This window comes from Pseudomonas sp. SJZ103 (assembly GCF_007828335.1).
Lineage (GTDB): Bacteria > Pseudomonadota > Gammaproteobacteria > Pseudomonadales > Pseudomonadaceae > Aquipseudomonas.
In genome coordinates this window covers 219,115-241,567 of the sequence record NZ_VIUN01000005.1, presented here as the reverse complement: position 1 = coordinate 241,567, position 22,453 = coordinate 219,115, and the positions used below count along the sequence as shown (strand labels likewise).

Annotated in this window: 19 protein-coding genes; 5 read left to right on the top strand and 14 right to left on the bottom strand. The window is 61.8% G+C overall.

Features of this window, described 5'->3' with window-relative positions:
- The first annotated feature begins 69 nt into the window (after positions 1-69).
- Together FBY10_RS14285 and FBY10_RS14280 are read left to right on the top strand one after the other, a co-directional pair.
- A complete protein-coding gene (locus tag FBY10_RS14285) occupies positions 70-780 on the top strand; it encodes a LuxR family transcriptional regulator (RefSeq protein WP_145336629.1) in 711 nt (236 codons plus the stop codon).
- A 161-nt stretch (positions 781-941) separates the two neighbouring features.
- Positions 942-2,066 (top strand): methyltransferase, encoded by a 1,125-nt coding sequence (locus FBY10_RS14280; protein ID WP_131700156.1) that lies wholly within the window; start codon positions 942-944, stop codon positions 2,064-2,066.
- A 66-nt stretch (positions 2,067-2,132) separates the two neighbouring features.
- Here the strand turns inward: FBY10_RS14280 and FBY10_RS14275 are convergent, their stop codons facing one another.
- The 3 genes from FBY10_RS14275 to FBY10_RS14265 are packed head-to-tail and all read right to left on the bottom strand — an operon-like array spanning position 2,133 to position 4,761.
- Positions 2,133-2,300, bottom strand: coding sequence for a DUF2474 domain-containing protein (locus FBY10_RS14275; protein ID WP_010562540.1), 168 nt, complete (start codon positions 2,298-2,300; stop codon positions 2,133-2,135).
- Positions 2,301-2,312: 12 nt separating this feature from the next.
- Positions 2,313-3,320: a cytochrome d ubiquinol oxidase subunit II gene (gene cydB, locus FBY10_RS14270; RefSeq protein WP_131700155.1), complete on the bottom strand. Its 1,008-nt coding sequence runs from the start codon at positions 3,318-3,320 to the stop codon at positions 2,313-2,315.
- Between the two features lies 1 nt (position 3,321).
- A complete protein-coding gene (locus FBY10_RS14265; RefSeq protein ID WP_131700154.1) occupies positions 3,322-4,761 on the bottom strand; it encodes a cytochrome ubiquinol oxidase subunit I in 1,440 nt (479 codons plus the stop codon).
- Positions 4,762-5,079: 318 nt separating this feature from the next.
- On the opposite strand from FBY10_RS14265, the gene FBY10_RS14260 reads away from it, so the two are divergent.
- Entirely contained in the window at positions 5,080-6,327 is a 1,248-nt protein-coding gene (locus FBY10_RS14260; protein WP_131700153.1) for an MFS transporter, read from the top strand.
- 141 nt (positions 6,328-6,468) lie between these two features.
- Here the strand turns inward: FBY10_RS14260 and FBY10_RS14255 are convergent, their stop codons facing one another.
- The 4 genes from FBY10_RS14255 to FBY10_RS14240 form a co-directional block, all read right to left on the bottom strand.
- A complete protein-coding gene (locus FBY10_RS14255) occupies positions 6,469-8,652 on the bottom strand; it encodes a xanthine dehydrogenase family protein molybdopterin-binding subunit (RefSeq protein WP_145336631.1) in 2,184 nt (727 codons plus the stop codon).
- On the bottom strand, positions 8,649-9,638 hold the full coding sequence (locus FBY10_RS14250; RefSeq protein ID WP_145336633.1) for a xanthine dehydrogenase family protein subunit M: 990 nt from the start codon (positions 9,636-9,638) through the stop codon (positions 8,649-8,651). The genes FBY10_RS14255 and FBY10_RS14250 overlap by 4 nt, the downstream gene beginning before the upstream one ends.
- Entirely contained in the window at positions 9,635-10,159 is a 525-nt protein-coding gene (locus tag FBY10_RS14245) for a (2Fe-2S)-binding protein (RefSeq protein WP_145336635.1), read from the bottom strand. Before FBY10_RS14245 ends, FBY10_RS14250 begins: the two co-directional genes overlap by 4 nt.
- 96 nt (positions 10,160-10,255) lie before the next feature.
- On the bottom strand, positions 10,256-10,702 hold the full coding sequence (locus FBY10_RS14240) for a DUF4879 domain-containing protein (protein WP_145336637.1): 447 nt from the start codon (positions 10,700-10,702) through the stop codon (positions 10,256-10,258).
- Between the two features lie 188 nt (positions 10,703-10,890).
- Between FBY10_RS14240 and FBY10_RS14235 the strand changes: the two genes are divergently transcribed.
- A complete protein-coding gene (locus FBY10_RS14235) occupies positions 10,891-12,186 on the top strand; it encodes an NCS2 family permease (RefSeq protein ID WP_131700148.1) in 1,296 nt (431 codons plus the stop codon).
- A complete protein-coding gene (gene trmA / locus FBY10_RS14230) occupies positions 12,183-13,262 on the top strand; it encodes a tRNA (uridine(54)-C5)-methyltransferase TrmA (protein ID WP_145336638.1) in 1,080 nt (359 codons plus the stop codon). Before FBY10_RS14235 ends, trmA begins: the two co-directional genes overlap by 4 nt.
- Here trmA and FBY10_RS14225 read toward each other — a convergent pair.
- From FBY10_RS14225 to FBY10_RS14195, 7 genes are all read right to left on the bottom strand, one after another.
- Positions 13,245-13,712 carry a DUF2442 domain-containing protein gene (locus FBY10_RS14225; protein ID WP_145336640.1) on the bottom strand — a complete coding sequence of 156 codons (468 nt, stop codon included), beginning with the start codon at positions 13,710-13,712 and terminating at the stop codon, positions 13,245-13,247. The genes trmA and FBY10_RS14225 overlap by 18 nt on opposite strands.
- Entirely contained in the window at positions 13,709-14,137 is a 429-nt protein-coding gene (locus tag FBY10_RS14220; RefSeq protein ID WP_145336642.1) for a DUF4160 domain-containing protein, read from the bottom strand. The genes FBY10_RS14225 and FBY10_RS14220 overlap by 4 nt, the downstream gene beginning before the upstream one ends.
- A 135-nt stretch (positions 14,138-14,272) precedes the next feature.
- On the bottom strand, positions 14,273-15,601 hold the full coding sequence (locus FBY10_RS14215) for a TolC family outer membrane protein (RefSeq protein ID WP_145336644.1): 1,329 nt from the start codon (positions 15,599-15,601) through the stop codon (positions 14,273-14,275).
- A complete protein-coding gene (locus tag FBY10_RS14210; protein ID WP_145336645.1) occupies positions 15,598-16,923 on the bottom strand; it encodes an HlyD family type I secretion periplasmic adaptor subunit in 1,326 nt (441 codons plus the stop codon). The genes FBY10_RS14215 and FBY10_RS14210 overlap by 4 nt, the downstream gene beginning before the upstream one ends.
- Positions 16,920-18,656, bottom strand: a complete 1,737-nt coding sequence (locus FBY10_RS14205) for a type I secretion system permease/ATPase (protein ID WP_145336648.1) — start codon at positions 18,654-18,656, stop codon at positions 16,920-16,922. Before FBY10_RS14205 ends, FBY10_RS14210 begins: the two co-directional genes overlap by 4 nt.
- Positions 18,657-18,830: 174 nt before the next feature.
- Positions 18,831-19,451 (bottom strand): heme acquisition protein HasA, encoded by a 621-nt coding sequence (locus tag FBY10_RS14200; RefSeq protein WP_065938324.1) that lies wholly within the window; start codon positions 19,449-19,451, stop codon positions 18,831-18,833.
- Positions 19,452-19,554: 103 nt separating this feature from the next.
- A complete protein-coding gene (locus FBY10_RS14195; RefSeq protein WP_145336650.1) occupies positions 19,555-22,305 on the bottom strand; it encodes a TonB-dependent receptor in 2,751 nt (916 codons plus the stop codon).
- Positions 22,306-22,453: the final 148 nt, after the last annotated feature.

The following is a 22,453-nucleotide window of genomic DNA, read 5'->3' as shown; positions in this document are numbered from 1 at the left end:
CACTGGTTTGCGTGCAGTGGGAGTTCGGGACGTATCCCATGTCATGCGGAAACCCATGGAGAGTTACCAATGGTCAACTGGCGCAACACCCGACTTCCCAAGCTGGAGGGCGAGAGCGAGGCAACTACTCTTTTCGAGACGGCTGTGAACCACACCTACGCACTTGGCTTCCAATACTGTTCTTTTACGATGAGTTCTCAACTGCCTAACAACCAAACGAAACCTATTCACCTCAACAACTATCCCGATGAGTGGAACAAACTGTATAACCAGGCCCACTTCTTTGAAGTTGATCCCGTGGTGGAACATTGCAAACGTTGTGTACTCCCCCTTGTCTGGGAGGAAAAAACCTTTAAAGACTCACCAAACTTGTGGTCTTTAGCCAAATCCTTTGGTGTGCATTTGGGATGGACCCAAGCTGTGCATGATTTCCAGGGTGTGTTCAGCATGCTGACCCTTGGCCGTAGCACGGGTGAAGTGACCCCGCAGGAGCTGTACGAAAAAGCCGGCCAGGTCCTGTGGCTGTGCCATGCGATGCACGCGGTAGTGGCGCAGACTTACGCACGCAAGCCCAGCATTAACCCTGCCAGCAAATTAACCCCGCGCGAAACCGAAATCCTCAAGTGGTCAGCCATGGGCAAGACCGCTGCGGACATAGCCACCATTCTGTGCCTGTCCGAACGTACGGTGGGCTTTCATATCTGCAGTTGCTTCAAAAAGCTGGGGGTCAACAACAAGATCGCCGCTGTGCTCTGCGCCTCGAAAGCGGGGTTGTTTTAAGCCGCGTTGAAACACCGCATGTAATCCCTCAGGAAAAAAAGTAACATTTACGACCCATTCTGAGTGCTGGGCTGTCCCCACGGGGCGCCGCCCGCTGTTCACTCAGACGGTTCTGCAGCCGACTGCCGAACACCCATCGATGACCCAGAGCCTCCCTCGCCATGCCCCTGCTCGACAGCCCCTTCGCCCAGCTCGATCTGATCCGCCAGCCAGAGCAGCATAACGATCCGCTGCAAGCCTTCGACGCCGCCGACGAGTACCTGCTCAGCTATCTGGCTGAACAGCAACCGAGCGCTGCGACTCGCGTGCTGGTGCTCAATGACAGCTTCGGCGCCCTGGCTGCCAGTCTCGAAGGCCGGGCGCAGGTGACCTCCAGCGGCGACTCGTTCCTGGCCGCCCTGGGCCTGGATAAAAACCTGGTGCGCAATGGCAAGGCCTTTGACGCCGTGCCGTTCATCCCCGCCAGCCAAGTGCCCACAGGGCCGTTCGACCGGGTGCTGATCCGTGTACCCAAAACCCTGGCATTGCTGGAAGAACAACTGATCCGCCTGCAAGGCCAACTGGCGCCGGGTGCCGAGGTGATCGCAGGGGCGATGATCAAGCACCTGCCAAGGGCGGCCGGGGAAATGCTTGAGCGCTATATCGGGCCGATGCACGCCTCCCTGGCCGTCAAGAAAGCCCGGTTGCTGATCGCCACCCAGGCCGACCGGCCCATCGCTGTCTCGCCCTACCCGACGCGCTACACCCTGGACGCGCCGGCTATCGAACTGCTCAACCATGCCAACGTGTTCTGCCGTGAAGGCCTGGACATCGGCACCCGCGCCTTCCTGCCGCACCTGCCCAACAACCTGGGCAGTGCCCGCGTGGCGGACCTGGGTTGTGGCAACGGTGTACTGGCGATTGCCAGCGCCCTGCAAAACCCCGAGGCGCAATACACCCTGGTGGACGAGTCCTATATGGCCGTGCAATCGGCGCTGGAGAACTGGCAAGCCGCCCTCGGTGACCGCGCCGTCACCGTACGCGCTGGCGATGGCCTGGCCGGTCAGGAACCAGACTCCCTCGACGTTGTGCTGTGCAACCCGCCGTTCCACCAGCAGCAGGTGGTCGGCGACTTCCTCGCCTGGCGTATGTTCCAGCAGGCGCGGGAGGCGTTGGTGGTCGGCGGCGCCCTGTATATCGTCGGCAACCGTCACCTGGGTTATCACAGCAAGTTGGCGCGCTTGTTCCGTGGCGTAGAGCAAGTGGCCGCCACGCCAAAGTTTGTGATTCTCAAAGCGCGCAAATAAAAAAAACCCTGCCCTTCCAAAAGAAGAGCAGGGCTGAAAACCGAGCGCGAAGCCCGGATCGGGATGTCAGTGGGTGGTCAGGCCGGCCGCATTCATGAACATGCGCATCAGGCTGGCCACGACGAACAGGGCCAGCACACTGCCGGTCCAGATCATCGCCAGCCACCCCAGGCGCCGCCACAACGGCTGTTTCTCGGCCTGTTCAATCTCGTGCAACGTAGGTTTGCCGGACATGCAACGACCCTCCTAGTGATAGCCGTCTTCGTGGGTGACCTTGCCGCGGAACACGTAGTAGCTCCAGAAGGTGTAGCCCAGGATGAACGGGATGATGAACAAGGTGCCCACCAGCATGAAGCCTTGGCTCTGGGGCGGCGCAGCGGCATCCCAGATCGACACGGATGGCGGGATGATGTTCGGCCACAGGCTGATCCCCAGGCCGCTGTAGCCGAGGAAGATCAGCACCAGCGTCAGCAGGAACGGCGTGTAGTGGGCATTACGCGCCACGGCGCGGATCAACCCGTACATGGTCACCAGCACCAGGATCGGTACCGGCAGGAACCAGAACAGATTCGGCAGGGTGAACCAGCGCGAGGCGATTTCCGGGTGCGACAGCGGGGTCCAGATACTCACGATGCCGATCACGGCCAACACCACGAAGGCCAACGGCCGCGCCAGGTTGTGCATCTTCTCCTGCAACGGGCCTTCGGTTTTCATGATCAGCCAGGTGCAGCCCAGCAACGCATAGGCCACGATCAGCGCCACGCCGCAGAACATCGTGAACGGTGTGAGCCAGTCCAGCGAGCCGCCGGCAAACTGGCGATTGACCACCGGGATCCCGTCGATAAACGCGCCCAGCGCTACACCCTGGAAGAACGTGGCCGCCAGCGAGCCGCCGATAAACGCCTTGTCCCACAGGTGACGCTTGTGGTCCTTGGCCTTGAAGCGGAACTCGAAGGCCACGCCGCGAAAAATCAGCCCGATCAGCATCAAAATCAACGGCAGGTACAACGCAGAGAGCACCACCGAATAGGCCAGCGGGAACGCGCCGAACAACGCCGCGCCACCGAGTACCAGCCAGGTTTCGTTACCGTCCCAGACCGGGGCCACGGTGTTCATCATCACGTCACGGTCGGTCTTGCCCGGGATAAACGGGAAGAGAATGCCGATGCCGAGGTCGAAACCGTCCATGACCACGTACATCATGATGCCGAAGATGATGATCACGGCCCAGATCAGCGGAAGATCAATACCCATCTCAATTCCCCTTGTGCTGGATGTGGGCGTGGTCGTCATCGCTGCCATCATCGGCGGCGGACAAAGGACGGGCCGGTGTGCGTTTCTGGCCAGGGCCACCGTGGGTCGGCTCCGTGCTTTCGTGGGTCACCGGGCCTTTGCGCACCAGGCGCATCATGTAGCCCAGGCCCGCACCAAACAGCGCGAAGTACACCACCACGAACAACACCAGGGTGATCGTCATCTGCGCCAGGCTATGCCCGGAAGAAGCATCCGCCGTGCGCATCAACCCGTAGACCACCCACGGCTGGCGGCCGATTTCGGTGGTGAACCAACCGGCAAGAATCGCGATCAGGCCAGACGGCCCCATCCACAGCGCCAGGTACAGGAACGGTTTGGACGTGTACATCTTGTCGCCCCGGCGCAGCCAGAGGCTGAACAGACCGGTGAAGATCATCAGGAAACCCAAGCCGACCATGACCCGGAACGACCAGAACACGATGGTCGAATTCGGCCGGTCTTCCGGTGGGAACTCCTTGAGCGCCGGCACCTGTTTATCCAGGGAGTGGGTCAGGATCAGGCTGCCCAGGTACGGAATCTCCACCGCGTATTTGGTTTTTTCGGCTTTCATGTCCGGCCAGCCAAACAGGATCAGCGGGGTAGGCTCATTGCCTTTGTTTTCCCAGTGGCCTTCGATGGCGGCGATTTTTGCCGGCTGGTGCTTGAGGGTGTTGAGGCCATGGAAGTCACCGATCACTGCCTGGATAGGCGCCACGATCAGGGCCATCCACATCGCCATCGACAACATCTTGCGGATCGCCGGGTTGTCCTTGCCGCGCAGCAAGTGCCAGGCCGCCGAGGAACCGACGAAGAACGCGGTCGCCACGAACGCCGCCGTAGCCATATGCGCCAGCCGGTAGGGGAACGACGGGTTGAAGATCACCGCCAGCCAGTCGGTAGGAATCACGCGGCCGTCGATGATTTCAAAGCCCTGCGGTGTCTGCATCCAGCTGTTGGACGCCAGGATCCAGAAGGTCGAGATCAACGTACCGACGGCCACCATCACGGTGGAGAAGAAGTGCAGCTTGCGCCCCACCTTGTTCCAACCGAACAGCATCACACCGAGGAAACCGGCTTCGAGGAAGAAGGCCGTGAGCACTTCGTAGGTCAGAAGAGGCCCGGTGACGGCGCCGGCGAAGTCCGAGAAGCGGCTCCAGTTGGTACCGAACTGGTAGGCCATGACCAGACCGGAGACCACGCCCATGCCGAAGTTGACGGCAAAGATCTTCGACCAGAAATGGTAGAGGTCACGGTAGGTGTCGTTATGGGTCTTGAGCCACAAGCCTTCCAGCACCGCGAGGTAACTGGCCAGGCCGATGGTGATCGCCGGGAACAGGATGTGGAATGAGATGGTGAACGCGAACTGAATTCGGGCGAGATCTAGCGCCTCCAAACCGAACATAAGTCTTCCTCTGTCAGGTAATACCGGCTGCTGGCGGGAGCCTGCACCCACTGCCCCCACGGATATGGAGTCTGGCGAATTTCAATTCGTTTCTTTTTTTAACCAACCACGTAGGGAATCGGGCCTTGCGGCCACCAGAACAAATTCTGAAATGACTTTGATCTGGATCAATCACAGTCAAAAGAGTAGTCCCATTTTCGCGGTTGGTCCGTGTGGTCTTTTGCCGCGTGACAGACTGCCTCAGCGCAGTTCTTGCAACCATCTGTTACAACTTGATGATAATCTCGGCCCTTCCTCCGGCCTTGACCAGAATTCCCGATGCCCAGTGAACCCGCGTTGCTGTTACGTCACCACCGCCCTTTCATCGCGTTCTGGCTGGCACGGATTTTCACCGCCAGCGGCTTCCAGATGCTTACCGTGGCCATCGGCTGGAACCTTTACCAGCTCACTGGCAACGTGCTGGACTTGGGGTTGGTCGGCTTGGTGGAGTTCGTGCCGCGCGTGCTGTTCATGCTGCACACCGGGCATGTGGCCGACCGCTATGAGCGACGCAAAGTCGCGGCCATCTGCCAGACCGTGCAGGCGCTGATTGCCCTCTCCCTGGCCATCGGCGGCCTGACCGGCAACGTGACCCGCGAGATGATCTTTATCCTGGCGTTCCTGCTCGGCGCGGCGCGCTCGTTTGAAATGCCCACCACCCAGGCCCTGTTGCCGAGCATCGTACCCAGCGCGCTGTTTCCGCGGGCCGTGGCCTCGTCGCAGTCGGCCCAGCAACTGGCGACCATCGTTGCCCCGGCGCTGGGCGGTTTGCTTTACGCCTTCGGCAGCGTCTGGGTGTATGGCCCCACAGTAGCGCTGTACCTCATCGCCTGCGTGCTGACCCTCAACCTGCCCGCCCGCCACACCCCGCTCAATAAAGGCAAGGCCACCCTGGATTCGCTGCTGGCGGGGATTCGTTTTATCCGCAGCCGCCCGGACATCCTCGGGGCGATTTCCCTCGACCTGTTCGCCGTGCTGCTGGGCGGCGCCACCGCGTTGCTGCCGGTGTTCGCCAAGGACATCCTGCTGACCGGCGCCTGGGGCCTGGGCCTGTTGCGTTCGGCGCCGGCGGTGGGTGCGTTGTTGATGTCACTGTGGCTGGCGCGTTTTTCGGTAGATCGGAAGGTCGGCCGGGTGATGTTCACCGCCGTCGGCGTATTCGGCGTGGCGACCATTGCCTTCGGCCTGTCCACCTCGTTCTGGTTTTCCCTGGCGGTACTGGTGGTACTGGGCGCGGCGGACATGATCAGCATGGTCATCCGCGCATCCTTTGTGCAGTTGGAAACCCCGGATGAAATGCGCGGCCGGGTGAGTGCGGTCAATGGCCTGTTTATCGGCGCGTCCAACCAATTGGGCGAGTTCGAGTCGGGCATCACTGCCCATTGGTTTGGCACAGTGCCAGCCGTGGTGATGGGCGGGATCGGCACGCTGGTGGTGACCGGGGTGTGGATCAAACTGTTCCCGACCCTGGCGAATCGGGATCGTATGCATGTGCCGGTGGAAGAAAGCATCAAGCCCGCTGCATGATTCAATGTGGCAATAAGGTCAATGTGGGAGGGGGCTTGCTCCCGATAGCGGTGGATCAGCCAACTTATGCTTGGACTGAAACTCCGCCATCGGGAGCAAGCCCCCTCCCACATTTGGATTTTCAGTGTTTGCTGGACCGCGTCAGAGCACCTTATCAAGGGTGATCGGAAACTCCCGCACCCGCTTGCCGGTGGCATGGTAAATCGCATTCGCCACCGCCGCCGCCACCCCGACAATCCCGATTTCCCCCACGCCTTTGGACCCAAGGGCGTTAACGATCTCGTCGTGTTCTTCGACAAACACCACGTCTATCTCACCGATATCGGCATTTACCGGGATGTGGTATTCAGCCAGGCTGTGGTTCATGTAGCGTCCCAATTGATGGTCGATCTGAGTCTCTTCGTGCAGCGCCATGCCGATACCCCACACCACCCCGCCGAGGATCTGGCTGCGCGCCATCTTCGGGTTGACCACCCGCCCCGCCGCGATGGCACTGACCACCCGGCTGACCTTGATCGTGCCCAGGTCTTCATCAACCCGCACTTCGACGAACACCGCCGAATGGGTGGCGGTGGCGTACCCCTCGCGTTTCTTGTCCGGTTCGCTGTCGACCTGGACTTCCAAGGTCTCTTCGCCGCTGTCCTTGACCAGTTGAGCCAATGACACACTCACGTCACCGGTGTGCAGTTGGCCGTCTTCAAAGCGCACGGACTCGGCCTCCTTGAACACCGGGTAAGTTTGCCGGGCGATGGTCAGCAGCTTGGCGCTCAACGCTTCGCAGGCTTGCTGCACGGCGGTGCCGACGGACGACACGGTGAACGAGCCGCCTTGCAGCGGCGCGGTGGGCAGTGAAGAGTCGCCGAGCAGAAACACCACGTCCTCCACCGCCACGCCACTGGCCTGCGCCGCAATCTGGGTCATCACCGTGTAGGTGCCGGTGCCGATGTCGGTGGTGGCGCTGCTGACGGTCAGCTTGCCCTCAGCGTCGATGCGCGCCTTGGCGCTGGCCTTCATCTGCATGGCTTCCCACACGCCACCGGCCATGCCCCAGCCGATCAACTGGCGGCCGTCGCGCATGCTGCGCGGTTCCGGGTTGCGCTGGTTCCAGCCGAAGCGCTCGGCACCTTCGCTGTAACACTCGCGCAGAGCCTTGCTCGACCAGGGTTTGTCTTCGTTCTGGTTGCGCTCGGCGTAGTTGACCAGCCGCAGCTGTACCGGGTCCATCCCCAAGGCGCTGGCCAGTTCATCCATGGCGCACTCCAGGCCGATCACACCCAACGCAGCGCCGGGCGCGCGCATGTCCAGGGGCGTGAACACATCCAGCGGCACCAGTTTGTAAGTCAGTTGCACGTTGTCGCAGTGATAGAGCATGCCGCTCCACTCCACCACGTGCTCACTGAAATCTTCGAAGCGCGAGGTCTGGCCAATCGCCGTATGCCCCAACGCCAGCAGGCGACCATTGGCGGCGGCGCCCATCTGCAAACGCTGCAACGTGCGCGGGCGGTAGCCGAAGGTGAACATCTGCTGGCGGGTCAGGGTGACGCGCACCGAGCGCTTGAGCGCCAGGGACGCCATCACTGCCAAGGGCAATTGATACTGCGGACGCAAACCTGAGCCGAAGGCACCGCCGACGAATGCAGCAAAAATCCGCACCTGGCTTTTATCCAGTCCGAAGACTTTTTGCACATAGGCCTGGCAGTTCTGCGGGCCTTGGGTCTTGTCATGAATATGCAGGGTGCCGTCCGGCTGATACAGCACGGTGCTGGCGTGGGGTTCCATGGGGTTGTGGTGTTCGATGGGCGTGCTGTAGTGCAGGTCGAGACTGACAGCGGCAGCGGCCCACTCGGCCTGGAAGTTGCCGCGCGGCGCGGGTGGCGTCTGCGGTGAGGCATGGGCCTGTTCCTGTTGGGCGAGCAGGTCAGTCTCGAAGTCTTCACGCGCGTATTCGATTTCTACCAGCGAGCCCGCATGTCGCGCCAGCTCCAGGTTATCCGCGATCACCAGGGCCAGGGGCTGCCCGCTGTACAGCACACGGTCGTTATACAACGGGCGAAACGGCGAACCGTCCGCCGCATCATCATCCTGGAAGGCATCGTCGTAACTGGCGATTTTCGGCCGGTTGAGGTGATGGATAACCGCCACCACGCCCGGCAGAGCCAGTGCCCTGGCCGCGTCGATAGCCAGCACACGGCCCTTGGCGATGGTGCTGGACACCACACTGCCGTGGAGCAGGCCGTCCTCGGGGAATTCACCGGCATAACGCGCCTGGCCGGTGACCTTGAGCAGACCGTCGACACGGTCCAGGGGTTTGCCAATAGCGGTCATGGGCGTTCTCCTGCGACGGCGGCGTCGCTCAGTGCGCGGATAATTGCGCGGCGCGCCAGCTTGATCTTGAAGCCGTTGTGCTCCAGCGGCTCGGCGTCTTGCAACAGGGCGTCGGCGGCGTTGCTGAAGGTCTCGCGGCTGACCACCTGGCCGATCAGCGAGGCTTCCACCGCGCGGTCACGCCAGGGTTTATGGGCCACGCCGCCAAGGGCCAGGCGCGCGTCGACGATTCGGTCGCCCTCCAATTCGAGAGCGGCGGCGACAGACACCAACGCAAACGCGTAAGACGCACGGTCGCGGATTTTCAGGTAGTGGCTGTGACGCGCCAGCTGGTCGGCGGGTAATTCGATGGCGGTGATCAGCTCATCGTCGGCTAGTTGGTTGTCGCGTTGCGGCGCATCACCGGGCAAGCGGTGGAAGTCGGCAAACTCGATAACCCGCGCACCGCCACGCCCCTCCACATGCACCCGCGCCTCCAGCGCCGCCAGGGCCACGCACATGTCCGACGGGTGAGTGGCCACGCACTGTTCGCTGGCGCCGAGGATCGCATGGATACGGTTCAACCCAGTGCGCGCCGGGCAGCCGCTACCGGGCTCACGCTTGTTGCAGGGCACGGTGGCGTCATAGAAGTAGTAGCAACGGGTGCGCTGCAACAGGTTGCCACCCGTACTGGCCATATTGCGCAGTTGCGGCGAAGCACCGGCAAGGATCGCCTGGGACAGCAACGGGTAACGCTGTTCGATCAGCGGATGCCAGGCCAGGTCGGCATTGCTCACCAGCGCGCCGATCCGCAGGCCGCCCCCGGCGGTTTGTTCAATCTCATTCAGCGGCAGGCCGGTGATGTCGATCAGGTGCTCGGGGCGGCTGATGTTTTCTTTCATCAAATCCAGCAGGTTGGTGCCGCCGGCAATAAAGCGCGACGCGGCGCTGCTCAGGTGCACGGCTTCGTGGACATCCGCCGGTTTGCTGTACTGGAAGGGATTCATTGCTCGCCTCCTTGAGTACGGCAGGCAGGCAAGGCCTCTTCGATGGCATCGCGGATGTTGCTGTAGGCACCGCAGCGGCACAGGTTGCCGCTCATCAGTTCCTGGATCTGCGCGGTATCGTGGGCGCGACCTTCATTGGCCAGGCCGACGGCGGAGCAAATCTGACCCGGCGTGCAGTAACCGCACTGGAAGGCATCGTGCTTGATAAAGGCTTGCTGCATCGGATGCAGTTGGTCGCCGCCGGCCAGGCCTTCAATGGTGGTCAATTCGGCGCCATCGCACATCACCGCCAGGGTCAGGCAGGCGTTGATGCGTTTGCCGTCGCGCAATACCGTGCAGGCGCCGCACTGGCCGTGGTCGCAGCCTTTTTTGCTGCCGACCAGGTCCAGTTGCTCGCGCAGCAGGTCCAGCAACGTGGTCCAGGGCAATACATCCAGTTGGCGGTGCTGACCATTGAGGGTCAAGCGTATGGAGTGGGCGACGAACGGCTGGGCCGCCGCGCCATTAGGGGTCGCGCTCATAAACACCTCACGGGTTGGTGTACATCCGCGGCGTTCAGGAAAATCGCCGTCTCAGGGGTACGACTTCCCGGAATTTTGAGCGTTCAAGCTGATTGATCAGCGGATATTGAGCAGCGTCTTCAAGGTGTTTCGCGGGCCGTTGATCGACGAGTTGCTGTATTCGAACCAGCCCTGGGCTTCGACATTCAGGTCAAATACATAGATGTAGCCCATCAGCGTGCCCGCCCCGCTGCAGGCCTCGCTGACGCTACCGACCTGGCACACGGGCGTACGCTGCCCGTTCAGTTCGGCACCATTGAAGCGGCCCACCGGGTTGTTGCCCAGGCCGACTTCCATCACCGACACTTTGGTGGGCCCACGGTGCGTGCACATCTGGGTGCTTTGCGCGCGTTCCGGGATGGTTTCCGTGCAACGGGCCGATTCGACCTTGAACACGCGCACCTCGCTCAAGGGCGGTGCAGTCGCGCCCCACACCGGTGCCGCGCCCAACCACAGGCCGAGACAAGGGATCAAGGCTAGACTCCACGCGTTGGCTTTTTTCATGCTGTCGAAGACCCGGTACTGAACGTCACAGCAGTATGCCTCAAGGCCATGCGCCACACAGCCTCGGCTGCTGGTATGATGCGCCGCTTTTTCCGATCCTCTCTGGAACCACAGGCGCTTGGCGCAGTTTGTGCTTTGACTTAGAGGTCAACAAATAACGACGCAACATAGCGTCACAGGGAGCAGGCATGCTGGAAAAGCTGTTTCAACTCAAGGCACACAACACCAACGTGCGCACCGAAATCCTCGCGGGCATCACGACATTCCTGGCCATGGCCTACATCCTGTTCGTGAACCCGAGCATCCTCGGCGAGACCGGCATGGACAAAGGCGCAGTGTTTGTCGCGACCTGCCTGGCGGCGGCCATCGGTTCGACCGTAATGGGCCTGATCGCCAACTACCCGATCGCACTGGCGCCGGGCATGGGCCTCAACGCCTTCTTTACCTACACCGTGGTTCTGCACATGGGCCACACCTGGCAGGTTGCGCTGGGGGCGGTGTTCATTTCGGCGGTGCTGTTCTTCCTGCTGTCGATCTTCCGTATCCGTGAGTGGATCATCAACAGCATTCCCCTGCCCCTGCGTTCGGCGATTGCCGCCGGTATCGGCCTGTTCCTGGCGCTGATCGCCCTGCACAACGCCGGGATCGTGGTCGGCAACCCGAACACCCTGGTGGGCATGGGCGACCTGACCAAACCAGCGCCTATCCTGGCCATCCTCGGTTTCATGCTGATCGTTGCGCTGGAAGCCCTGGCCGTACGTGGTGCGGTGCTGATCGGCATCCTGGCGGTGACCATCGTCTCCATCCTGCTGGGTGTCACCGAGTTCGGTGGCGTGATGTCGATGCCACCGTCCCTGGCCCCTACCTTCCTGCAGCTGGATATCAAGGGCGCGCTGGACATCGGCCTGGTCAGCGTGATCTTCGCCTTCCTGTTCGTTGACCTGTTCGACAACTCCGGCACCCTGATCGGCGTGGCCAAGCGCGCCGGGCTGATGGGCAAGGACGGCCACATGCCGAAAATGGGCCGTGCGCTGATCGCCGACAGTACCGCCGCCATGGCCGGTTCGCTGCTGGGTACGTCGACCACCACCAGCTACATCGAATCCGCTGCGGGCGTGAGCGCCGGTGGCCGTACCGGCTTGACCGCCATCGTGGTCGCAATCCTGTTCCTGCTGGCGCTGTTCTTCTCGCCGCTGGCCGCCAGCGTACCGGCCTTTGCTACCGCGCCGGCGCTGCTGTTCGTCGCTGTATTGATGACCTCAGGCCTGGCCGAAATCGACTGGGATGACATTACCGTTGCAGCGCCAGTGGTGATCACCGCCCTGGCGATGCCCTTCACATACTCCATCGCCAACGGCATTGCCTTCGGTTTCATCGCCTGGACCGCCATCAAGCTGCTTTCGGGCCGCTACCGTGAGCTCAACCCGGCACTGGTGATTCTGTCGATTCTGTTCGTGATCAAGCTGGGCTGGTTCAACGCATGACTTTTGACGCCGCACGCTACACCGCTCAACTGCAAGACAAGGTCACGCGTTTGCGTGACCTGCTGGCACCGTTCGACGCACCCGAGCCACAGGTCTTCGAGTCGCCGCTGCAGAACTTCCGCCTGCGGGCGGAGTTCCGCCTGTGGCGCGAAGGCGGTGAACGCCACTACGCGATGTTTTCCCAGGACGACAAACGCACGCCGATCCTGATCGAAGAGTTCCCCATCGCCAGCACTCGCATCAACCAGTTGATGCCCCAGCTCAAGGCCGCCTGGCAAGCCAGCGCCGCCCTGAGCCACAAGCTGTTCCAGGTGGAGTTCCTCACCACCCTGGCCGGCGACGCGATGATCACCCTGTGTTATCACCGCCCGCTGGACGAGCACTGGCACACCGCGGCGAATAAGCTGGCGGCTGATTTGAATGTCAGCATCATCGGCCGCTCCAAGGGCAAGCGTGATGTGATCGGCCACGATTACGTGGTGGAAAAACTCGACGTGGGCGGCCGCACCTTCAGCTACCGCCAACCCGAAGGCGCGTTCACCCAGCCCAACGGCACGGTGAACCAGAAGATGCTCAACTGGGCATACGAAGCCTTGGGCGATCGCCCGGATGACTTGCTGGAGCTGTATTGCGGCAACGGCAACTTCACCCTGCCGCTGGCCACCCGAGTGCGTAAAGTGCTGGCTACCGAGATCAGCAAGACCTCGGTGAATGCGGCCCTGAGCAACCTCGATGAAAACGCGGTGGATAACGTCACCCTGGTGCGCCTCTCCGCCGAAGAGCTCACCGAAGCGCTGAATGAAGTGCGCCCGTTCCGCCGCCTGCACGGCATCGACCTGAAGAGCTACGAATTCGGTAGCGTGTTCGTCGACCCGCCCCGCGCCGGCATGGACCCGGACACCTGCGAACTGACCCGGCGCTTCGACAACATCCTGTACATCTCCTGCAACCCGGAGACGCTGGCGGCGAACATTGCGCAACTGCATGACACCCACCGCATTACCCAGTGTGCGATGTTTGACCAGTTCCCGTGGACGCACCATATGGAATCCGGGGTGTTATTGACCAGGCGGTAATTCAACGTCCTCAGGTTCCTTCTTGCGTGGCCGGCCGCCCTTCTTGCCATTGGCGCGGGCGGCGGCGGATTTGGCGGCGCTGCTCTTGCGACCGTTGCGTGAGGCTACCAGGCTGGTGGCCAGGTCCATCAGCGGCTGGCTTGTGGCGATCAGGCCCGTGATCGAAACATCCAGATCCTGGGCCTCACAGCTAATGGCCTTGCCACCGAAACTGACTTCCAACTGCTGGAAATCTTCCTCTGAAAACCCTTCGAACTCCGGCAGGCCGGCCACCGGCAACATGACGCGGCTGCCGTCGCTGAAGCCGATGGAGATGCAATCGTTTTCGTAACGCACATTGCTGGCGTTGGCGTACAGGCGCTTTAGCCTGCGGCCACGGGCGATTGCCTTGTCGACGTCGGCGTCAGTGAGAGGTACATAAGGTATGACTTTGGCTTTTACGATTTTCATAAATTAATCCCTACGCAATCTGGCGCTCTTACCAGATTCAAAATGGTCCGTTGCGCTACGGCGTCGTGCCAGGCGCTTGCGATGACGTAGACACCACGTCGAATGACTAACCCTGGAACCAATTCACTGGTGTCCCAGTTCCATGAATGGTTCTCCAGGCAAACCGTTTGCAGTTTTTCCCACCAAATCCTGCGCGCCCGTGCCAGATAATGTCGCTGCATGATTACCTCGCGTATTTCCTTCAGAACCGCAGTGGGTGGCCGCCTCCGTTCAGGCTCTACATCCCACAACTCAACGTCCCCATCCAAAAAACTGAAACGAAACCGCGCATCCCACCCCTTGCCCCTGACATGCACATGAGGCGGGCAATGCTCGTCCCTGATAAACACCGAGATGACATACCCCTTGTAAGCACCTACTTTCATCGTAACCCATCCGTTAGGTTATTTTCCGCCAGGTAACAATTTCCCCCTGCCACCCGACAACCGGCTCCATGGTCTCGAAGCTGTTTCACAGATTAGTAACGACAAAAAACCCGGCGAATGCCGGGTTGTAACCACTCATGCCGACGGCTGGAAATACCCCGCCAACGCCCGCAAGTCCTGCTCACTCAGCAACCCCGCGTAATACTTCAACTGAATCCTGGCCAGCAGATACGCATGCCGCGCATTCGCCAGGTCGCGGCGGGCGGTGAACAGTTGTTGCTCAGCGTCGAGCACGTCGAGGTTGACCCGCTCACCGCCGCTGACGCTCTTTTTGGTCGCAGTGACCAGCGCGGTGGCGGAGCTGACAGCCATCTCGTAGGCACGCACTTTCGCCGCGCCGCTGGTGTTGAGGTTGAATTGCTTGCGCAGTTCCACCAGCGTCGCCGAGGTGTGTGCGTCCAGCTCGTATTGGGCCTGGGACAGTTGATTGGCCGCCTGGCGCGTGGAGGCCGACACCGAGCCGCCGGCAAACAACGGCAGGCTGACCTGGATACCGACGCTGTTGGTGTCGTACTTCTGGTTGTAGCTGCTTTCCGAATCGGAGCTGGTCTGGCGGCTGCTGGCGTACAGGCTGACCTTGGGCAAGTGGCCGGCGCGTTTACGCTCCACTTCGTAAGAGGCCACGTCCAGCGCGTGGTGCTGGGACTTGAGTTCGGGGTTGTTGGCCATGGCCAGTTCACGCCACGTCTCGAAGCGGTTGGGCTCCAGGGGTGGGATGTCAAATTGGCGGGCCAGGGGTGCCAGCTCTTCGACCTGCAACGGTTGGCCGACAATCGCTTCCAGCTCGCGCAAGGCGCTGTCCTGGGCGTCCAGCGACTCGATTTCCTCCGCCTGGGCCAGGCTCAAGCGCGCCTGGGTTTCCAGCACATCGGTGCGTGTGCCTTCGCCGCCTTTGAGCAAACGATCATTGAGTTGCAGGCGTTCGGCAAACGCACGCTTCTGCGCGCGGCTCAACTCGATGCGCTCCTGGGCCAGCAGCGCCTGGCTGTAGGCGCTGAGCACGCGCACGGCCAACTCCTGGCTCTTGCTGCGAAAACGTTCATCGGCCATCAGCGCCTGGGCGGTGCCTTGGCGAAAGCGCGCGTAGGCTTCGTAATCCAGCAACGGTTGCTGCAAGGTCAGGGTCGAGGCATAGCTGCGGTAGTCACGGTCGCTGGTGACATTGCCGACGGCGGTGCTTTGGGTGACTTCGGAAGCGTTGCGCGAGTTGTTATAGCTCCAGGACAGGTTCGGCAATAACGCTGCACGGCCGATCACGCGGTTCTCTTCGCCGGCTTCACGTTCCTGGATGGCTGCCTGAAAGGTCGGGTCATTGCGTAGGGCAAGGTCGTAGGCGTCGAGCAAACCCAAGGCATGCGCCGCCGGTGTAACGCTCAGGCACAGGGTAAAAAACAGCGCCTTCATTCTTCCACCAGGGCCATGTGGGTACGATCCAACAAAGGTTTGAACAGGTAGTTGAGCATCGAACGTTCACCGGTCTTGATAAAGGTTTCCACCGGCATACCGGGACGGATCTGCACGCCGTCCAGCTGTTGCATGCCCGCCGCACTGACCTGGGCGCGCACGGTGTAATAAGGTTCGTCGGTGCGCTCATCGACCTGGCGGTCGGCGGAGACCAGCGTCACCTCACCGGCTACCCGCGGGGTGGTGGCCTGGTTGAAGGCCGAGAACAGCAGTTCTACCGGCAAACCTGGGTGTACCTTGTCGATCATTTGCACCGGCACCCGTGCTTCCACCCACAGCGGTTCGCCCTGGGGCACGATGTCCATCAGCGCCTGGCCGGGCTTGATCACCCCGCCTTCGGTGTACACGTCCAACCCCACCACCACCCCCGAAGCCGGCGCACGCACCAGGCTGTTGGCCAGTTCGAACTCGGCCGACGCCAGCCGGTTGCGCAGGTCGTCGCTGCGGGTGCGGGTCTCGGCCAACTGGCCACGCAAGTCTTTCTGGAAGTCTTCGCCGAGCTGGCGGATGCGCAGGCGCAGCTCCAAAACCTGGCGCTGCAACTGGCCGATGCGCCCGTAGTCTTCGGCAATCGCGCCGTCGACCTGGGCGTACAGGCGCTCGCTGTCGAGCAGGCGATTGCGCGGGATATAGCCGTCGCGCGCCAACTCGCGCAGGCCTTGCAGTTGCTCATTCAACGCCGCGCGTTGCTGCACCTTGCTCGCTTGGGAATCCCGCGTGCCACGCAACTGCGCCTCGGCGCCGGCGATGGTTTCGCGCAGGCCTTGTTGCTCGGTGGCCAGCGCCTGGGCGCGGCTGGTGAACAGTTGCCGTTGCAGATTCAGGGTGTTGGCTGCCTCAGGTTCATTCAGCAATTCAGGGCCGAATGCAATGGCGGGCAAACCTTCGCTTTCCGCACTCAAGCGCGCCTCACTGGCGAGAGACGCCAGGTACTGGCTGCGCAGCGACTGCATCTGCCCGCGCAAGGGTGTTTCCTTCAAGCGCAACAGCACCTGGCCGGCGTTGACCACATCACCGTCACGCACCTCGATGCGCTCGACGATGCCACCGGCAGGATGCTGCACGGTCTTGCGATGGCCAGAGACCATGACCTTGCCCGACACCGCCACGCCTTTGTCCAGCGGCGCCAACGCGGCCCAGCCGATAAATCCGGCAAAGCCGCCGAGCACCAGCCACCAGCCCAAGCGCGAGTATTGTTTGTCATCCAGCGCCAACACCGTGTGAGGGCGGTCGCTGACCAGCACCGGTTTACTCATGCTCATGCCTGTTTTCCTTCACCGAGGCGGTAGCTCATGCTCAGGGTCGACACCGGCTTGGGCGCTGCGGCTTTCTGCCGTGCTTCCAACACCCGCGCCGTAGGACCAAAGGCCTGCAACTGGCCGTCCTTGAGGATCAGCAACTGGTCGGTCAGGCTCAGCACATTGGCTTTGTGGGTAATCAGGATCACAGTGCGGCGCTGCTGCTTAAGCTGGGTGATCGCCTGGAGCAGGGCTTGCTCACCCACTTCGTCGAGGTTGGCGTTGGGCTCGTCCAGCACGATCAACGCCGGCAGGCCGTACAGCGCTCGGGCCAGGGCCACGCGTTGCTTTTGCCCGCCGGACAACCCCGCACCGCCCTCCCCCAATTGCGTGTCGTAGCCTTGGGGCAGTTGCAGAATCAGTTCATGCACGCCGGCCATTTGCGCGGCAGCGAGGACTTTGTCGGCCTCCAGCTCGGCAAACCGCGCGATGTTTTCGGCGATGCTGCCGGCGAACAATTGAATGTCCTGGGGCAGGTAGCCGATGTGCGGGCCGAGTTGCTGTTTGTCCCACTGGGCCAGGTCGGCGCCGTCCAGCCGCACCTTGCCGGCCAGCGGTGCCCAGGCGCCCACCAGCACCCGCGCCAGGGTGGACTTGCCGCAGCCTGACGGGCCGATCACGCCGAGCACTTCACCCGCTGGCAGGTTGAACGCCAGGTTCACCAGCGCCGGCCGCCGGCTGCCAGGGGCGCAGGCGCTGATTTGCTCGACGCTCAACTGGCCCTTGGGCACCGGCAGGCTCATGCGCGGCGGTCGCGCCGGGTTGGCCGCCAGCAACTGCGACAAGCGCTCGTACGCCAGGCGCGCCGAGCCCCATTGTTTCCAGACGCCGATCAGTTGGTCGATGGGGCTCAGCACCCGCCCCATCAGGATCGAGCCGGCAATCATCATCCCCGGCGTGATATCGCCCTGCACCGCCAGCAACGCGCCCAGGCCGAGTACCAGCGATTGCAATGCCAGGCGCACGCCCTTGGACCAGGCGGTGACGGCGGCAGTCTTTTCACTGGCCAGGTTTTGCTCGGCGAGGAACGCCTGGTGCTGGTTGAACCAACGCCCGCGCAAGGTGGCGAGCATGCCCATCGCTTCGATGCTGTCGGCATTGCGCAGGTTGGCCGTGGCCTGCTGGCTGGCGTGGATGGACAGTTGGCTGGCCTGGGCCATCGGCGCCTGGCTGACGTGGTGGTTGATCCACGCCAACGCGATCAGCATCACCGCGCCGCCCAGCGCGAGCAGGCCAAGCCAGGGGTGGAACAGGAAGATCACCAGCAGGTACACCGGAAACCACGGCGCATCGAAAAACGCGAACAGCGCCTGGCCGGTGGCGAACTGGCGCAAGGTGGTCAGGTCATGCAACGCCTGGCCCGCCGCCTGGGTGCCGCCCTTGAGTTGCGCTTCGAATGCGGCGTCGTAGACCCGCTGGTTGAGGCGCATGTCCATCTGTGTGCCGAGGCGGATGACCACCTGGCTGCGCACCCACTCCAACGCGCCCATCAGGCCGAACAGCCCGAGGATCATCAACGTCAGCATGAGCAGGGTCATCTGATTACCCGAGGCCAGCACGCGGTCGTACACCTGCAGCATGTACAGCGCCGGGGCCAGCATCAGCAGGTTGATCACCACCGAGAACAGGCCGATGTTGAAGAAGCCACCTTTATAGGCCGTGAGGGCGGCCAGGGTTTCGTTGCCGGCGTGGCGCATCTGGGAATTCTCGTGGGGTTGAGCGTGCAGCGTCGCCGCGTTGACAGGCGATACGACGCTGCGCAGAATTCGGCACCGCCGTCGCCGGTAGAGTTAGAAGGCTTGGGCGAAGGCGGTGTAATGCGGCGAATGGGAGAGCGATCTTCCATTCGCTTTTTTCATGCAGCAGCAGGTTCAGGCAGCGAGTGCCCAGTCCTGTGCCACGTCCTGCACGCCCACCAGAGCAACGTCGGTGGACACTGCGCTGGCGTGTGCCGCCAGGCCCGCCGACACTTCGTCGAACGTGCTGGCAGTGGACAGACCAAAGTCGTCGAGCAGGTTGTTGAGCACGGTTTCCAGCGCGGCGGTATTGCCCTGCATCAAACCGTAGATCACGCTTTGTACTTCGTTGCCAGCCCGGCCGGCACCCTCGGCGGCGCTCAGGTCGAGGCCGTTGAACGCGACCTTGAAGTCGCTCAGGCTGAAGTCGCTGCCATTGCCGCCGCCCAGGCCAGTGCCCAGTTGCACATTATCCAGGTCGCCCCACAGGTAGTGGTTCAGGTTGCTGCTGGCGGGCAACGATGGGTTGAACACATAGTGCAGGCCATTGCTGGTGTCGCTGTCGGCGATGAACGCGTACTCGGAGTTGTTGGCGCCGTGGGTCGAATACTGGTCGCCGCTGAGGGTGCCGTTGCTGAAGCCGCCCGTGTTACTGGTGCCGTGACCTGCCGTGTTGAACCCCACTGCCCAGGAACTCAGGTAGTCCGATACCGACAGAGAACCCAGGCCCGAATCGTAGCTAACAGAAATAGTCATCGCTAAACCTCGTTAAACAACGTTGTTGATGAGCACGCCGGTGCGGCGCGCCTTTTTGCCCACCCATGGGCAAAACCGTTGATCAGCTGCCTGGGCACACTGATCAGAATTTGTATTCCAGCATGCCGCTCAGGGTTCGCCCGCGCGCCAGGCTGAGGTTGTTGGCGTCGCCCATGGCGACGAAATAGGCTTCATCGGTGGCGTTTTCCAACGCCAGTGCAATGTTCAGTTGATCGGTCATCCAGTAACTGGCGTACAGGTCATAGAGCGTGTACTTGGGCCACATCGCCTGATCCATCAGCTCGTAGCCCTGCTGATCGAGGTTTTCGCCGTTGCCCGAGCTGTAGCGCACACGCACACCCGTATCCAGGCGTTTTTCCAGGAAGCGCATGCCCAGGGTCAGCGAGCCGCGATCGGCAGGCATGTACGTGGCGTTACCCATGATTCGCCCGCAGCTTTCCTTGTTGTTGGCGACGTCGTCATCCAACACTTCATAGGTGGTGACCGGCCGTATGCTGATGCGCCCATCCGGCAGGGTGAAACGCTCCAGGCGAGTGGTCCTTGGCCCGGTGGTCTTGGCGCCGCCCATGTAATAGTTCTTCGAGCAGAATTCATTGCTGCCGATCATGTGGGTGTAGCTGAGGTTGGCGTACGCGCGCCCCATGTCGTAATTGAGCTGGTATTCGACCCCGCGAAAACGCGTCGGGTTGGTGTTATTGACGTAAGCCATGGTCCCGAGAAATCCACCCACCTGGGTTTCCGGCAAGCTGACGCTGGTGTTGAGGAAAGAGAAGTTTTCAATCCGGGTATCGAAGTAAGCCACCTTCATGCCGAGGCGGTCATCACTGAAGAACAACCCCTCCTTGAAGACATTCATGCCCACTTCCCAATCCCGCGATTCTTCAGGCTTGAGGTACGGGTTGGGGAACACGCGTTCTCCCGAACCACCACCGTGGGGGCGGCCGGTCATGAAGGTTTCGGTCACCGCCGGTGGCCGCCAGCCCTTGCCCCAACGGGTATAGAGTTGCAGCCAGTCCACGCCCGGTTTTACCGCAAGACCGAAGGTGGGGGAAAACTGGCCCTCTTCACGGTCGACCTCGATCACTTCCGAGACACGCCTGGCGCCGACGAGGCTGCTGTAGAAACGATCACGCCGGTACAGGGTCATGCCGGTTTCGCCTTCAAGCCGATAGCGGTCATAACGCAAGCCCGCATCCAGGGTTAGCCAGCCGCCATATTCGTACTGCGCGTTATTGAACAGACTGGCGATGGTGCGTTTGCCCCCTGGCGTACTGCCCTCTGCGTAAGGCAACAAGCCCAGGTTGTTGGTGGCTTCAACTTTGTTGGTCCGGGGCTTGAACTCGTCCTGATACAACTCCACCCCGTAGTTCCAAGTGACATGCCCCCGTTCGCCGAAATCAAACCGCGAGGTGTTGTCACCCTGCAGGCCCCAGGTGTCGGTCTGGAAGTGATCGGTGTAGGCGCCGACGTAGTTACCGGTACCTGGCGACGACAGGTTGGGGGCGTTGCCGCGATCCATCTGGGTGGTGACGTAATAGAGCTTGGCCTTGAGATCGATCAGCGGGTTGTCCGGGCTGTAGCTGTAGTCCAGCGCGACGTTTTTGGCGTTGAGATTGTTTTTGCTGTTGCGTACGTAGTAGGTGCTCTGAAGGTCGTCGGCGATATAGCCCCAGGCATCGTTACTGTCGGTGTCGGTTTCCAGGTAGCTCAACTGCACGCGTTGGTCGTTGGGCAGGTTCAGGCCGAACTTGACGATCTGTGAGCGGGTCACGCTGCCGGTGTCGCCGACTTCGCTGTTCAACCAGTCGTCGAAGGCCGCAGGGGCAGATGATCTGGCGCGCAGGTTGGTGCCTAGGTTGTCGTCGTTGTGCCTGCCGGCGCGGTAGTTACCGAAATGCCGCTCGCTGTAGCCCAGCAATACATCGCCGCGCTCATCACCAAAGGCGAACACGCCGCTGCCGTTGAAGTCGGTGCCGTTACCCAGCTCACCGATGCCGCTGCCGGCGCGAAGGCGGCCGCCGTAGTCCTTGCCGTCCTTGAGGAACTCACTGGCATCCAGGGTCTTGAACGACGCAATGCCACCCAGCACGGCCGCTCCGCCCTGCCCCGACTGGCTGCCTTTGTCGATCTCGATGCTGGAGATGAACTCCGGGTCGATCAGCATCGTGCCGTTGCGCTGCTGGTGGCCGTTGACGTTGAAGTTCTGGCGCATGCCGTCGATGTTCATGTTCACGCGGCCATAGTCCTGCACACCGCGAATATTCACCGACAGGCCAGGGTCGCGCTGGTTGACGGCGGTGTAGACGCCGGCGGTTTCTTCGAGCATGTCGGCGGCGTGACGGGGCGGAGGTTTATCAATCATGTCCCGGCTGATCACCGCCACGGACTTTGGGGTCTGGTACACCCAGTCGCTGGCCTGGCCGTTGGTGTTGCCGGTGATGGTGGTGGTGCCCACGGTCATGGCGCCGTCGTGGTCGTCGCTGACACGGTTGAGGGTTACCTGGCGCTCGCCGGTAAAGCGATATTCCACCGGCGTGGCACCGAGCAAACGGCCAAGCCCTTCCTGCACGCTGAAGCTGCCTTTGAGCGCCGTGCTGCTCAAGCCTTGCAGGCGTGGGCTGTCGAACAGCACCTGCAAACCGGCCTGGTCGGCAAAGGCCAATACGGCACTGCCCAAGGATTGCGCCGGCACATCGAACGCCAGCACCGCCGGCTGGGGAGCGCCCACCTGAGGCTGCGTCGCATACACGGGAGCGGCTGCGGCGAACAGGCCCAAGTGGATGGCCAGGGCTAACCGACTACCGGTGAGACGCCCCTTGGTGAGTACTGACATTTCTGGTTTCCCTGCGCTGATCGTATTTTTGTTTATGCGAATGCTTCTCACCTATCAAGACGTACGAGGCGCAGGAAGTCAGTAAGGCTTTTTCAAAAGTTTTTGCGCTGGGGGGAGTTAAGCGAGTGGGAGCGGGCCTCCCACCGGA